Annotated in this window: 16 protein-coding genes; 11 read left to right on the top strand and 5 right to left on the bottom strand. The window is 70.0% G+C overall.

The features are described from left to right. Positions 1-2 precede the first annotated feature (2 nt). The 4 genes from ACWGIG_RS18285 to ACWGIG_RS18270 all read left to right on the top strand — a co-directional run bounded on the left by ACWGIG_RS18285 (position 3) and on the right by ACWGIG_RS18270 (position 3,170). A complete protein-coding gene (locus tag ACWGIG_RS18285; protein WP_453322651.1) occupies positions 3-719 on the top strand; it encodes a GntR family transcriptional regulator in 717 nt (238 codons plus the stop codon). Continuing rightward, positions 716-1,504 (top strand): LamB/YcsF family protein, encoded by a 789-nt coding sequence (locus ACWGIG_RS18280; RefSeq protein ID WP_453322638.1) that lies wholly within the window; start codon positions 716-718, stop codon positions 1,502-1,504. Before ACWGIG_RS18285 ends, ACWGIG_RS18280 begins: the two co-directional genes overlap by 4 nt. Positions 1,505-1,635: 131 nt before the next feature. Further along, positions 1,636-2,277, top strand: coding sequence for a 5-oxoprolinase subunit B family protein (locus ACWGIG_RS18275; RefSeq protein ID WP_453322637.1), 642 nt, complete (start codon positions 1,636-1,638; stop codon positions 2,275-2,277). Further along, positions 2,274-3,170 carry a 5-oxoprolinase subunit C family protein gene (locus ACWGIG_RS18270; RefSeq protein WP_453322636.1) on the top strand — a complete coding sequence of 299 codons (897 nt, stop codon included), beginning with the start codon at positions 2,274-2,276 and terminating at the stop codon, positions 3,168-3,170. The genes ACWGIG_RS18275 and ACWGIG_RS18270 overlap by 4 nt, the downstream gene beginning before the upstream one ends. Here the strand turns inward: ACWGIG_RS18270 and ACWGIG_RS18265 are convergent. After that, positions 3,167-4,288 (bottom strand): LuxR family transcriptional regulator, encoded by a 1,122-nt coding sequence (locus ACWGIG_RS18265; RefSeq protein WP_453322635.1) that lies wholly within the window; start codon positions 4,286-4,288, stop codon positions 3,167-3,169. The two genes, ACWGIG_RS18270 and ACWGIG_RS18265, sit on opposite strands and share 4 nt — an antisense overlap. A 147-nt stretch (positions 4,289-4,435) precedes the next feature. On the opposite strand from ACWGIG_RS18265, the gene ACWGIG_RS18260 reads away from it, so the two are divergent. The 4 genes from ACWGIG_RS18260 to ACWGIG_RS18245 all read left to right on the top strand — a co-directional run bounded on the left by ACWGIG_RS18260 (position 4,436) and on the right by ACWGIG_RS18245 (position 6,280). Next, positions 4,436-4,624: a hypothetical protein gene (locus ACWGIG_RS18260; RefSeq protein WP_453322634.1), complete on the top strand. Its 189-nt coding sequence runs from the start codon at positions 4,436-4,438 to the stop codon at positions 4,622-4,624. A gap of 115 nt (positions 4,625-4,739) precedes the next feature. Beyond that, positions 4,740-4,928, top strand: coding sequence for a hypothetical protein (locus ACWGIG_RS18255; protein WP_453322633.1), 189 nt, complete (start codon positions 4,740-4,742; stop codon positions 4,926-4,928). 260 nt (positions 4,929-5,188) lie between these two features. Next, positions 5,189-5,710: a stress protein gene (locus ACWGIG_RS18250; RefSeq protein WP_453322632.1), complete on the top strand. Its 522-nt coding sequence runs from the start codon at positions 5,189-5,191 to the stop codon at positions 5,708-5,710. A 48-nt stretch (positions 5,711-5,758) separates the two neighbouring features. Continuing rightward, positions 5,759-6,280 (top strand): stress protein, encoded by a 522-nt coding sequence (locus tag ACWGIG_RS18245; RefSeq protein ID WP_453322631.1) that lies wholly within the window; start codon positions 5,759-5,761, stop codon positions 6,278-6,280. Between the two features lie 77 nt (positions 6,281-6,357). On the opposite strand, the gene ACWGIG_RS18240 is transcribed toward ACWGIG_RS18245, so the two are convergent. Then, a complete protein-coding gene (locus tag ACWGIG_RS18240) occupies positions 6,358-6,603 on the bottom strand; it encodes a DUF397 domain-containing protein (RefSeq protein ID WP_453322630.1) in 246 nt (81 codons plus the stop codon). After that, positions 6,600-7,448 (bottom strand): helix-turn-helix domain-containing protein, encoded by an 849-nt coding sequence (locus tag ACWGIG_RS18235; protein WP_453322629.1) that lies wholly within the window; start codon positions 7,446-7,448, stop codon positions 6,600-6,602. The genes ACWGIG_RS18240 and ACWGIG_RS18235 overlap by 4 nt, the downstream gene beginning before the upstream one ends. 159 nt (positions 7,449-7,607) lie before the next feature. Between ACWGIG_RS18235 and ACWGIG_RS18230 the strand changes: the two genes are divergently transcribed. Beyond that, entirely contained in the window at positions 7,608-8,063 is a 456-nt protein-coding gene (locus ACWGIG_RS18230; protein WP_453322628.1) for an ATP-binding protein, read from the top strand. An 82-nt stretch (positions 8,064-8,145) separates the two neighbouring features. Then, positions 8,146-8,649 (top strand): lamin tail domain-containing protein, encoded by a 504-nt coding sequence (locus tag ACWGIG_RS18225; protein ID WP_453322627.1) that lies wholly within the window; start codon positions 8,146-8,148, stop codon positions 8,647-8,649. A 270-nt stretch (positions 8,650-8,919) separates the two neighbouring features. Here the strand turns inward: ACWGIG_RS18225 and ACWGIG_RS18220 are convergent, their stop codons facing one another. Both ACWGIG_RS18220 and ACWGIG_RS18215 read right to left on the bottom strand, forming a co-directional pair. After that, positions 8,920-10,035, bottom strand: coding sequence for a serine hydrolase domain-containing protein (locus tag ACWGIG_RS18220; protein ID WP_453322626.1), 1,116 nt, complete (start codon positions 10,033-10,035; stop codon positions 8,920-8,922). Positions 10,036-10,112: 77 nt separating this feature from the next. Then, positions 10,113-10,784 carry a DUF4097 family beta strand repeat-containing protein gene (locus ACWGIG_RS18215; protein WP_453322625.1) on the bottom strand — a complete coding sequence of 224 codons (672 nt, stop codon included), beginning with the start codon at positions 10,782-10,784 and terminating at the stop codon, positions 10,113-10,115. Positions 10,785-11,027: 243 nt separating this feature from the next. On the opposite strand from ACWGIG_RS18215, the gene ACWGIG_RS18210 reads away from it, so the two are divergent. Beyond that, entirely contained in the window at positions 11,028-11,777 is a 750-nt protein-coding gene (locus tag ACWGIG_RS18210; RefSeq protein ID WP_453322624.1) for a helix-turn-helix domain-containing protein, read from the top strand. Positions 11,778-11,877 lie beyond the last annotated feature (100 nt).

Below are 11,877 nucleotides of genomic sequence, written 5' to 3'. Positions count from 1 at the left end.
GGGTGGGTGAGGGCGCGGATTCCGGCGCCGACAGCGATACCGGCGCCGGTGTCGGTACTGGTACGGGCACTGCTCAGCGCGTGGCCTCGTCCCTGCGTGACCGCATCGCCGACGGCGGCCTGAAGCCCGGCGAGCAGTTGCCCGAGGCGGCGCTCGCCCAGGCGTACGGCGTCTCGCGCAACACGGTGCGCGAGGCGTTCCGGCTGCTGGTGCACGAGCGGTTGGTGGTGCACGAGTTTCACCGGGGCGTCTTCGTACGGGTCCCGGGCCCGGCCGACATCACCGACATCTACGCGGTGCGGTTCGCGCTGGAGACCGCGGGGGTACGGGCGGCCGGCACCGCACCGCCCCGGCTGATCGCCGACCTGCTCCGGGCCGTCGAGGACGGCGAGAACGCGGCGGCGGCCGACGACTGGCAGTACGTCGCCGATGCGGGCATCCACTTCCACCGCGCGCTCGCCGCCCTCGCGGGCAGCCCGCGAACGGACTCCTACATGAGCGCGATCCTCGCCGAACTCCGCCTGGTCTTCCAGGCGATGCCCTCCCCGGCCCACCTCCACGAACCCTTCGTGGGGCGCAACAGGGTCATCGCCGAGCAGATCCGGGACGGGGAACTCGTAGCGGCGGAAGCCGAGTTGAGGAGCTACCTCGCCGATTCGCTGCAACTGATCCTCGACACACTCACGACACTCAACGCCCAAGCGGAGGTACGAGCATGACCGCAGCAGCCCGCACGCCCGAGACGGCCGGGGCGATCGACCTGAACGCCGATCTCGGCGAAGGTTTCGGCCGCTGGACCCTCACCGACGACGAGGCGCTGCTGTCCGTCGTCACCAGCGCCAACGTCGCTTGCGGATTCCACGCCGGCGACCCCGTGACCATGCGCCGGGTCTGTGAACTGGCCGCCGAGCGCGGGGTGCGGATCGGCGCCCAGGTCTCCTACCGCGACCTGGCGGGCTTCGGGCGGCGCGCGATGGACGTGCCGCCGGACGAGCTGGCCGCCGAAGTCGCCTACCAGATCGGCGCGTTGGAGGTCTTCGCCCGCGCGGCGGGTTCCCGTGTCGCGTACGTGAAACCCCACGGCGCGCTCTACAACCGCACCGTCCACGACGCGGAGCAGGCCGCGGCGGTCGTCGAGGGGGTACGGACGGCAGGCGGCGACCTCCCCGTCCTCGGCCTCCCGGGCTCGCAACTCCTCGCGGCGGCCGAACAGGCCCAACTCACCTCCGTACCCGAGGCGTTCGCCGACCGCGCCTACACCGCACAAGGCACCCTCGTGTCCCGCCGCGAACCGGGCGCGGTGATCCACGACCCGGACGCGGTGGTCGCGCGGGCCGTCGCGATGGCCACCGAGGGCCAGGTCACCGCACTGACCGGCGAACGGGTCCCGGTGCGCGCCCGCTCCCTGTGCCTGCACGGCGACACGCCGGGAGCGGCGGATCTTGCGGGCCGGGTGCGCGCTGAACTGCTGCACGCAGGGGTCGAGTTGGGGCCGTTCGCATGAGCGGGACGGGTGCGGGGCGTGGGGGCGGTGGGGGGCAGGCGGGCCGTGGGGGCGACGTGGGGCATGCGGGCCACCCGGCGCGCGCAACCCACCCCCCGACCGCCCCGGACGCCCCCCTCCGCGTCCTTCCCATGGGCCCCCGTGCGCTCCTCGTCGAGTTGCCCGACCTCTCGCACGCCCAAGCCCTCCATGCCGAGCTCCTCCGGCGCCGTGCCGTCGGCGGACTGCCCGGCGTCCGGGACATCGTCCCGGCCGCCAGGACCGTTCTCCTCGACGGACTCGCCGACCCGCAGGCCCTCGCCGCCGATCTCCGTACCTGGTGCATTCCGCCGCTCACCGCCGACGAGGGCCCGCTGATCGAGATCCCGGTCCGTTACGACGGCCCTGACCTCGCTGATGTGGCCGAGCTCTGGGGCATGTCCGCCGACCGCGTCCCCGCGGCCCTCGGCGAGCTCGAACTCCGCGTCGCCTTCTGCGGGTTCGCCCCCGGCTTCGGCTACCTCACCGGGCTGCCCGAAGCCCTCCACCTGCCCCGCCGCGCCACCCCGCGCACCGCCGTGCCCGCCGGGTCGGTCGCCCTCGCGGGCGAGTACGCGGGCATCTACCCCCGCTCGTCCCCCGGCGGCTGGCAGCTCATCGGCTCCACCGACGTCACCCTGTGGGACCCCCGCCGCGAACCCGCCGCGCTGCTCGCCCCCGGCACCAGAGTGCGCTTCACCGACTGCACCGAATTCACCGACTTCACCGACTTCACCGAGGAGTCCCGTACGTGACCGCCGAAGCTCCGGCCGCCGCCGGACCCGCCCTCGAAGTCGTACGCCCCGGAGCCCTCACCACCGTCCAGGACGAGGGCCGCCCCGGCCACGCCCACCTGGGCGTTCCCCGCTCAGGCGCCCTCGACGTGCACGCCCACCGGCTGGCCAACCGCCTCGTGGGGAACCCCGTGGGCGCGGCCACCCTGGAGACCACCCTCGACGGTGTCGCGCTCCGTACCCGCGTCCCGGTGACGGTCGCCGTCACCGGTGCCCCCTGCCCGGTCCGCATCGACGGCCGTCCTGCCCCCTGGGGTGTCCGGGTACGGGTCCCGGCCGGAGCGCTCCTCGACATCGGGCGTCCAACTGCCGGGCTGCGTACGTACGTTGCCTTCGCCGGTGGCATCGAGGTCGAGCCCGTCCTCGGCAGTCGCTCCGCCGACCTCCTCTCCGGCCTCGGCCCCGATCCGCTCGCTCCCGGCGTCCTGCTGCCCGTGGGCACCCCGTTTCCGGCTCCGCCCACCGTGGACACGGCGCCCTGGCAGGCCCCGCCCTCCGAGCTGGTCCTGCCCCTGCTTCTCGGCCCCCGCCACGACTGGTTCACCGCCGAAGCGATCCGTACGCTCGCAGCCCCCGGCTACCGCGTCTCCCCGGCCGCCAACCGCATCGGCCTGCGCACCGAGGGACCCGTCCTCACCCGCGCCCGCAACGACGAACTCCCCAGCGAGGGAATGGTGTGGGGCGCAGTCCAGGTGCCCCCCGACGGCCTCCCGGTCGTCTTCCTCGCCGACCACCCCGTGACCGGCGGCTATCCGGTGATCGGCGTGGTTGCCGAGGAATACCTCCCGGCGGCGGCCCAGGCGGTACCGGGCACGCCGATCCGGTTCGTGGTCCTGGGCGCGCCCCAGATCTAGTCGCCGGGCCCGGAGCGCGCCGGCGGACCGTCGTGCGGGGCCGGGGGCTGAGGGGCGTGGGAGCGCAGCGCGAGCAGGTAGCCCGCCTGGAAGCGGCTGTCGGCGCCGAGTTCGGTCATGAGTTCCGCGATGTGCCGTCGGCAGGTGCGCAGCGACATCCCCAGCCGGCGGGCGATGACCTCGTCCTTGGTGCCGCCGGCCAGGCTTCCCGCGAGGGAGTTCTGGAGTTGGAGCGCGGTCGCCGCCGAGTACGAAGCGGCGAAGGGCTCCGCGAGGGCCCAGGCGTGGGCGAACACGGACCGCAGGTACGCGACCGCCGACGGCTCGCGCAGCACCACGGCCGCGTCGGGGTTGTCCCACACCGGCAGGAACGCCGTCGTACGGTCGAAGACCAGCATCTTGTGGAAGAGCTCGCCGAGCGTGCGCACCTCGCCCCCGGCCGCGACCACCGCCTGCACGTACTCCTGGGTGCTGGGGCTGTAGCGGGCGGTGTGCTGGTACAGCGTGTGCAGCCGCACGCCCCGGCCCAGCAGTTCCAAGTCGCGCGGCAGGGCCCGTTCCAGGTGTCCGGCCGGACGTCCGCCGCCCGGCTGGACGGTGAGGACCTCCTCGGTGCAGCGGGCCGCCGCGTCCCCGATCAGCAGCATGACCCGGTCGCGCGACGTGACGACCTCGATCGCGCCGGAGTCCTCGCTGCGGCGGCAGCTCTCCTCGTACATCGGGATCAGCGCGCTCAGCCGTTCGCGGGTACGGGCGAGGTCCTCCAGGCGGCGGTGCAGGATCTGCTCCTCCGGACCGAGGAGTTCGGCCGCGGCCGTGTACGGGCTGACGGCCCGCCAGCGTGGCCCCGCGCCGTCCGGATCGCTCGCCGCCAGACACCGGCTCAGCAGCCCGGCCGCCAGTTCCTCCGCGCGGGCCGCGGTCACCCCGAGCGCCAGGGCCAGGTCCTGTGACGACTGCGGGCCCTGCTCCAACAGGTGCTGGTACGCCCGCAGTTCCGCCTGGTCGAGGTCCCGCGTCGTGCTGTCCGCCTTGTCGGGGTCCCGGATCGCACCGTCCGCCTTGTCGGGGCTCCGGATCGCACCGTCCGCCGGGATGGTTTCCGTGGTTATGTCCAAAACTTCCCCCTCCATTTCCTGCCACGCACCTTGTTGATGGTCGGGGCTCCTGGACCGCGAGTTCCGTGCGGGGGATTCTTGGGTCACCGGAAAGGAAAACCCGCCGGATTCTTCCCGAAGAATTCGATTCCCCATTTGGAGGGCACCATGAAGAACCTCACTCGATTCCTCTGCGCCGCCGCACTGGCCGTCGGCATTGCCGGTGGCGCGACCGCGACGGCTTCGGCCCAGGTGGAAAGAGCCACCTCCGTGGCGGACTCCCCCTGCAAGCCGGCCAAGCCGGGGGACACCGAGTGGGGCACCTCCCCGTCGACGCACTGCCCGCAGCCGATCTAGGGCCTGTCCGGTGCGGCGAACCGCACGGGCGTCGGCGGCGAACTCCGCAGGGCGCCGAGGCCCCCCGCCCGGCACCGGTCGGATCCGTTCACCGTACGACCCCCTGGAAACCCCGATGTTCCGAATCCCTCCCGGTCGGAGAGAAACCCGCCCGGTCCGGCGGCCGGTACTGCTGTTCCTGCTGTGCGCCGGATGCGGTGCGGTCCTGCTGGCCCGGCGGCTCGCCGCCGACCCGCACGGGCCCGTGCACAGCACGCCCGGCCTGCGGACGGACGCGGCCGACCACTTCCGTACCTCGTGGTGACGGCAGTGCGCCGGCCCTCCGCCCTCCAAGAGCGGTGCCAGTAAAGCAGGATTACTCCGGGTAAGGGGAGAAGCGGGCGGGATACTGCCTGAATTCGGTCTGTCCGGTCCTGAATTCGTCCCGCTCCTCCTTTCCGGTCCTTCCCCGTCGAATTCCCGCAGCCGGTCGCAGTGGCCACCCTGCCGGCTCTGCCACCCCGTCGTGTCGGCCCATCGAAGCCCGTCGAAGAACCGTCGAAGAATCAACGAAGGAGATATGTCATGAGCATGAAGAGCAAGCGCATCGCCACCCTGGTCGTCAGCTCAGCCGTGGCCGCGGGCATCCTGCTGCCGTCCGCCGCCGCCCACGCCGCCGTGGCGCCCGCACCCCGCCCCGCCGTCGCCCCGCACTCGGCCCCCGGCGGCCCGACCATCCAGGGCGCCAAGGTCGACGTGGCCTCCGCGGCCCTCGACATCACCCAGAAGATCATCAACATCGTCACGGAGGCCATCGAGCGCAAGCAGAACCGCGGGGGCTACGTGAAGAGCCTCATGGAGGGCTCCTTCTACGAGTCCGGCGAGCGCTACAACGTGATGGTCATCAACAACAGCAACCGGCACTCCACCAACCTCCGGGGCGTGGTGTACGACGCCAAGGTCAGCGGCATCCACGGCACCTACCGCGTGCTGGTCTTCGAGTCCGGCGACTTCGCCAACCACGGCGACGGCGGCTGGATCAACTGGGCCTTCCGCGGCTGGTTCGACCGCGACGGCGGCAACGTGACGTTCCGCCGGTCCTGGTAGTACCCGCCCTTCCTCCCCAATTCCACCGCACCCACAAGGAGTTCAGCTATGCGCCGTCCCACCGCTCTCGCCACCATCGCCCTGACCGCTCTGGCCTTCGCCGGAACCGCCGCACTCCCCGCCCACGCATCCGAACGCCCCGCTGCCGCCGCCAGCAGTGTTGCCCCGGCCGCGGACTCCTCCGCACCGGTCACGATCAAGGCGGACAAGAACGTCACGGTCACCGTCTCCATGGACAAGATCGGTGCGGGCAACGCCGTCGCCGACGCCCTGAGAAGCATCAAGACCGACGACCGGGGCAGCTTCGTCAAGCAGGCCTCCGAGAAGGCGTTCAACGCCTCGGGCGGCCGGCACAACGTCATGCTGTTCAACCTGAGTCAGGGCTACGACGACCGGTTCCAGAACATCAAGATCTACGCCAACGTCAAGTGGGGCAACGTCTACTACGGCCTGTGGATCTTCGAGAACGGCGAGTTCACCAACACCGGTGACGGCGGTTGGATCAACTGGGGCATGTACGGGTGGTTCGAACGCAACGGTGGCCACGTGAAGTTCAACCGCTCCTGGTAACAACTCCCTTGTGCATCAAGGCAGTCGAAAGGCCCCCGCGCTCCGGAAGTCGGAGTGCGGGGGCCTTCGGCGCGGACTCAGGCGTGCGTCGCGTGCGCGAGGAAGTCGGTCCAGGCGGTGGGGGAGAGGGCGAGCTCGGGGCTGTCGGCGAGTTTGGAGTCGCGGACGTGGACGGTGGTGGGGCAGGTGGCTACTTCGACGCAGTCGCCATCGCCGCTGCTGCTGTAGCTGGACTTGTGCCAGGAGAGGGCAACTTCGACGCAGCTGTCGCCGGAGCTGCTGCTGTAGCTGCTCTTGAACCATGCCAGTTCCGTCGTGCTCATGCTTCTCCTCGCCTCATCCGCTGCATCAAGCCCAGAGAGTCTTTGGCCGTCAGAGCCTGTGATGCCATCCTGGCATACCGCAAGTTGAGGGTGCTGACCACTTTCGGGTCGGTGATCATGAGGCCACTTTCCTGACCTTCGATGTAGCCGAGCCACTTGTTGTCGGGTGTCTCCAGCAGGTGGAGCGATCCATGAAGGCCAGCATGTTCGCCCTGGGCCAGCGGCATGATCTGGATTGTGATGTTGCGTTGCTGGACCAGCTCAATGAGATGGGCGAGAAGCTCTTCCCTCGCTTCCCCTCCGCCCAGGTTCCGCCGGAACAGGTGCTCCTCCAGGATGAAGCCGAAGGTCGTGTTCGGCCGCTGCTGGAGGAGCTGCTGCCGTTCAGTGCGAGCTGCTTGCTGGGCTTCAATCTGCTCGTCGCTCAGTGGCGGAAGGTGCTCCGAGTGCAGTGCCTTGCTGTACTTCTCCGTCTGCAATAGCCCCGGGATCAAACGGCATTCGTACGTGTAGAGCGTGAGTGCCCTCTTCTCCAACTCGGCCCACTGCCGGAACCACTTCGCCAACCCCGGTTTCCGGGAAAGGTGCTTGGCCGCTCCCCTGATCACCCCGAACGCGTCCAGCACCTCCTCCGCACGGTCCACGAACGACACCGACGGAAACCGCCGTCCCTGCTCGATCGAAGCGATCGTCGGCAGCGAGTACCCGACCCGGTGGGCGAACTCCTCCTGCGTCAGGTTCGCCCGTTTCCGGAAGGCCTTGACGACCTCGCCGAACGCCTTGAGGCTGTCCGTGGTCTCCGGTTCGGTTCCGTTGCCCGCCGCATCATCCGTGTCGTACGTCATCCCGGTCACCTCTCGCACCGATCCACACCCCGCGTACCACCAACACGGCCATCGTTACGGCCTGTTACCAGTCGTGTCTACGGTGCGCACCCGTACGCTGCCGCAGCGTACGGGTCGCTGACCTGGTGAACCTCCCCTGATCGTCGCCACATTGGGCACATGACGCCACCCCCGCCCCAGCAAAGCGCAGTTACCGTACGTACGTTCGCGCAACTGCTCAGCCCGACCGAGCGCGGCGCCCGCCTCGCCAGGCAGCTCGCGCTCCACCAGTGCCACGAGTGGGGCATTCCGTACGGCAGTGACGCTTCCGACGCCGTCGCGCAGATCGTCGCCGAGCTGGCCGCGAACGCAGTGACCCACGGCCGGGTCGGAGGACGGTGCTTCGAGCTCCGCCTCGTACACCTCGATCACGAGGCGGACGGCCTCCTGCGCATCGACGTGTCCGACGCGCGCGGCGAGCGTCGGCCTCCGGGGCCGGGGACCCTGCGCGAGCCCGGCACCGGGGCGGATTCCGGGCGCGGGCTGCTCCTGGTCGAAGCGCTGGCCGACCGGTGGTCCGTACGGGACCGGGGGTCGGGCGGGAAGACGGTGCGGGCCGAAATCGACTTTCGGTGAACAGGCCGCCTGTGAGGCCGAGTTGTGGTGACATGTGCTCCTGAGGTCCACATCCGTGTGGATTCTGTGAATGGGGGATTGCATGCTTCGTGAGAACGGCATTCGGATGGCCGTGCCGGTCGCGGCCGGAGTGGTCGGGCTGCTCGCGTGCGCGGTGGCTCCGGCGCAGGCCGCGCCGAAGCACCAGGGGGGTGTCCACTTCGGCTGGATCCAGTACAACGGACCGGGCGCGGACAACGGCTCGAACGCCAGCCGGAACTCCGAGTACGTCCAGATCCACAACGCCGGCCGGTCCGCCGTACAGCTCAAGGGCTACAAGGTGCGGGACAAGAACGGCTGGACGTACACCTTCCGCGCGCTGAAGCTCGGCGCGGGCAAGACGGTGACCCTGCGGACGGGCAGCGGTCGCAACACCGCCGCGAACGTGTACTGGGACCACCGGTACCGGGGCCGCGCCGCGTACGTCTGGAACAACAGCGGCAAGGAGACCGCCGCCCTGCTCAACACCAAGGGCAAGAGCGTCGACTCCTGCACCTGGAAGGGCAAGGGCCAGCGCACCAAGGCCGAGAACGTGAACTGCCACTGAGCTTGTCGTCCTTCGGCTTCCGGCGGAGGTTCGCGAAGGCGGAGTCCTTGAGGGCGTCGCGGAGCCTGGCGGGCTCGTCCGGGGTCATGCGGTCCTTCTGCGGGGCCGTGAGCGGTCGAAAACTGCGTACGCGCCGTCCTTCGTGATCCTTCCCGGACCCCGTCACCAGCAGCCCCGTACACAGAACCGCAGCGCTGTCGCTCCACCACGTCCGCGTCGCATCCCGCCCACCGTCGCGTGCCTGCCGCCCCAACACCCCTTCCCGGCAGGCTAGAAGACTGCCTTGACGAGAGTCTGCGTCGCCTTCTGGAACGCCGCCCCCATGGACAGGTCCGCGTCGTCCACGTAGTTCAGAGCGGCGGTCAGGGTCCTGCTGCCGTCGGCGGTGCTGTACATCAGCGCCGCGTGGCCGCCGTGGCCTCCGTTGTGGCTGATGAGGGTGGGGCCGTCCTCCGGGTCCTGCACGAACAGGCCCAGTCCGTATCCGGCCTTGGGGTGCGTCCTGTACATCTCGGCCAGCAGCTCGGGCGGCAGGAGCCTGCCGCCCACCAGCGCGGAGATGAAGGTGTGCAGGTCCTTGGGGGTCGAGATCATGTCGCCGCCGCTGGAGATCCAGGAGGGGTTCTGGCGGGTGACGTCGACCGTCTTCTCCTGGCCGTCGGCGTCCTCGTACCGGTAGTGGGCGTGGGCGTGCGGCTCGGAGACCTCCAGCAGGGGGTGCTGTGCGTCGGGCACCGCGGTGCCCGACAGGCCGAGCGGCCCCAGGATCAGCCGCTGCGTCTCCTCGGCGAGCGAGTGGCCGGTGACCTTCTCGACCAGCAGCCTGGCCAGGACGTAGTTGGTGTTCGCGTAGCTCCAGTCCGCACCCGGCTCGAAGCGGACCGGCTTGGAGAGGGCCAGCCGTACCAGTTCTTCCGGCGGGTGGGCCTTGAAGCGGGTGTCCACCCACTCCTGGCCACCCCAGGGGATGCCCGGCGCGAAAGTGCCGTCCTCGTAGTACTCGCCGGTGTGGTTGAACAGCCCGCTGGTGTGCTGGAGCAGCATGCGTACGGTGATCCGCCGGTCGAGGCCGAACTCGGGCAGGTGGTCGTCCACCGGGGTGTCGAGACCGATCCTGCCCTCCGCCACCAGTTGCAGGACCACGGTCGCGGTGAAGGTCTTGGTGTTGCTGCCGATCCGGACGTGTCCGTTGACAGGGGGCCGGGCGGTCCCGCCCAGCTCGGCCACCCCTGCGGTGCCGGCCCACTCGCCCCGCTCGTCGTGCACGTGCAACTGCACCCCGACGAAACCGGATTCGGCCATTTCGTCGATGATCTTCTGCAACTCCGGGCGGCCCTGTCCGGCGGCTGCGTCGGCTTCGGTGATGTTGCTGGTCTCGATCGTCATGATGCTGCTCCTCGGACGTAGCGGGTGGGAGGTGTGCGGGGGCTGTGGAACTGAGGCTGTGGAATTGAGGCTGCGGGTCAGAGGCTGCGGGCGGTGATGTTGCCGTAGGAGGTGGTCGCGCGGAGGGTGAGGGCTGCGGCGGCGCCGTCGGTGTTGTTGAGGGTGTTGTGGATGCGGCCGTAGGCGGTGCCGGCGTCGAGGGTGGCGGAGACCCCGCGGGCTGCGCCGATGGTGATCTCGCCCGCTTCGGTGCGCAGTACGACTTCGCCGCGGACGGCCTCGGTGATGCGCAGGTCACCCTTCACCGTGCTGATCTCGGCGGCGCCGCCCAGGCGGCCGACGGTGATGTCACCGGCCTGGAGGGCGAGGCGGGCGCCGGCGGTCTCGTCGAGCTTGACGGAGCCGTGCGCGCTCTCGTAGGTGACGGTGCCGAGGCGTCCGACACCACGGAACTCGGCGGTGGCCGTCTTCGCCTCGACGCGGGAGCCGGCGGGCAGCTGAACGGTCACCTCGACGGACCCCGGGCTGCCCAGCGCCGGGTTCTTCGCCGCCGGGGCCTTGACGCTCAGGACGCCGTCGGCGAAGGCGACCGTGATCCGCCCGGCCGCCTTCACGTCACGGCTCTTCGAGGCGTCCTCGGGCAGGACCTCGACGGTGGTGTCGGCGCGGTCGGCGGCGATGAGACGAATACGCCCGGCCGGGACGTCCACGACGGCAAGGACCGGGGCGGGGGTGGCGAACTTCTGCATGATGCGCTCCTTGGCATGCGGTGCGGGCTTCCGTACCCCACTGTTTCCGATGAGTGAAACGCTACGTTGCCTTTGTAGTTGTGGCAACGCATTCGTTGCGCATTGACGACATTAATGCAGGTCAGATGGGAGAAGTTGTTGCAATGATGTCCGATTTAATGCAACAACACACCTGGGATTCGTTGCAACGAATGGAAGTGAACGCTAGGGTGGTGGCTCCACGGACACACAAAGGAGACCGCGATGCCGGGCGGCAGACTCACCCAGCAGGAACGTCAGAAGATCGCGCTGGGACTGGCAGACGGCCTCGCCTACGCGGAGATCGCCAGAGGCCTCGACCGCCCCACCTCGACGGTCACGCGCGAAGTGATGCGCAACGGCGGCCCCGCGGCCTACCGCGCCGACCTCGCCCACCGCGCCACCGAACACCGCGCCCACCGGCGCAGGCCGACCGCGCCCCGGCAGTCGGAGGCGTCGCCGCAGCCCCACGGGCGCGACGCCGAGGCCGTGCGCGAGTACGAGGAGGTGTTCACCACCGTCCAAATGGCCTCGGGCATGCCCAAGATGATGGCCCGGGTGATGGCCTGCATCACCCTCACCGACTCGGGCAGCCTCACCGCCGCCGAACTCGTCCAGCGCCTCCAGGTCAGTCCGGCGTCCGTCTCCAAGGCGGTCGCGTTCCTCGACGGTCAGGGCCTCGTGCGCCGAGAGCGGGACGAACGCCGCCGCGAGCGCTACGTCGTCGACGACGACATCTGGTACCAGGCGATGATGGCCAGCGCCCGCTCCACCGCCCAGATCGTCGAGACCGCACGCCAGGGCGTCGGTGTCCTCATCCCCGGCACCCCGGCCGCCACCCGCCTGGAGAACATCGCCCGCTTCCTCGACTTCGTCTCCGAGAGCACCGCCCGCGCCGCGGAGCAGGCCCGCGAGATCCTCCACACCAAACCGGAAGCGACCCCGGGTGGCACCGCCACCGCCGCCACCGAGTGAAGGTGAACTTGAAGGTGAACTGCCGCTGATGTTGTCGCTCTCACTGCTGCTGGCGCAGACGTGAAAAGGCGCGGGGCCCGCCTTCCGTACATACGGACGA

This window comes from Streptomyces sp. NPDC054863 (genome assembly GCF_053610825.1).
This window is presented reverse-complemented; position numbering and strand designations above follow the sequence as displayed.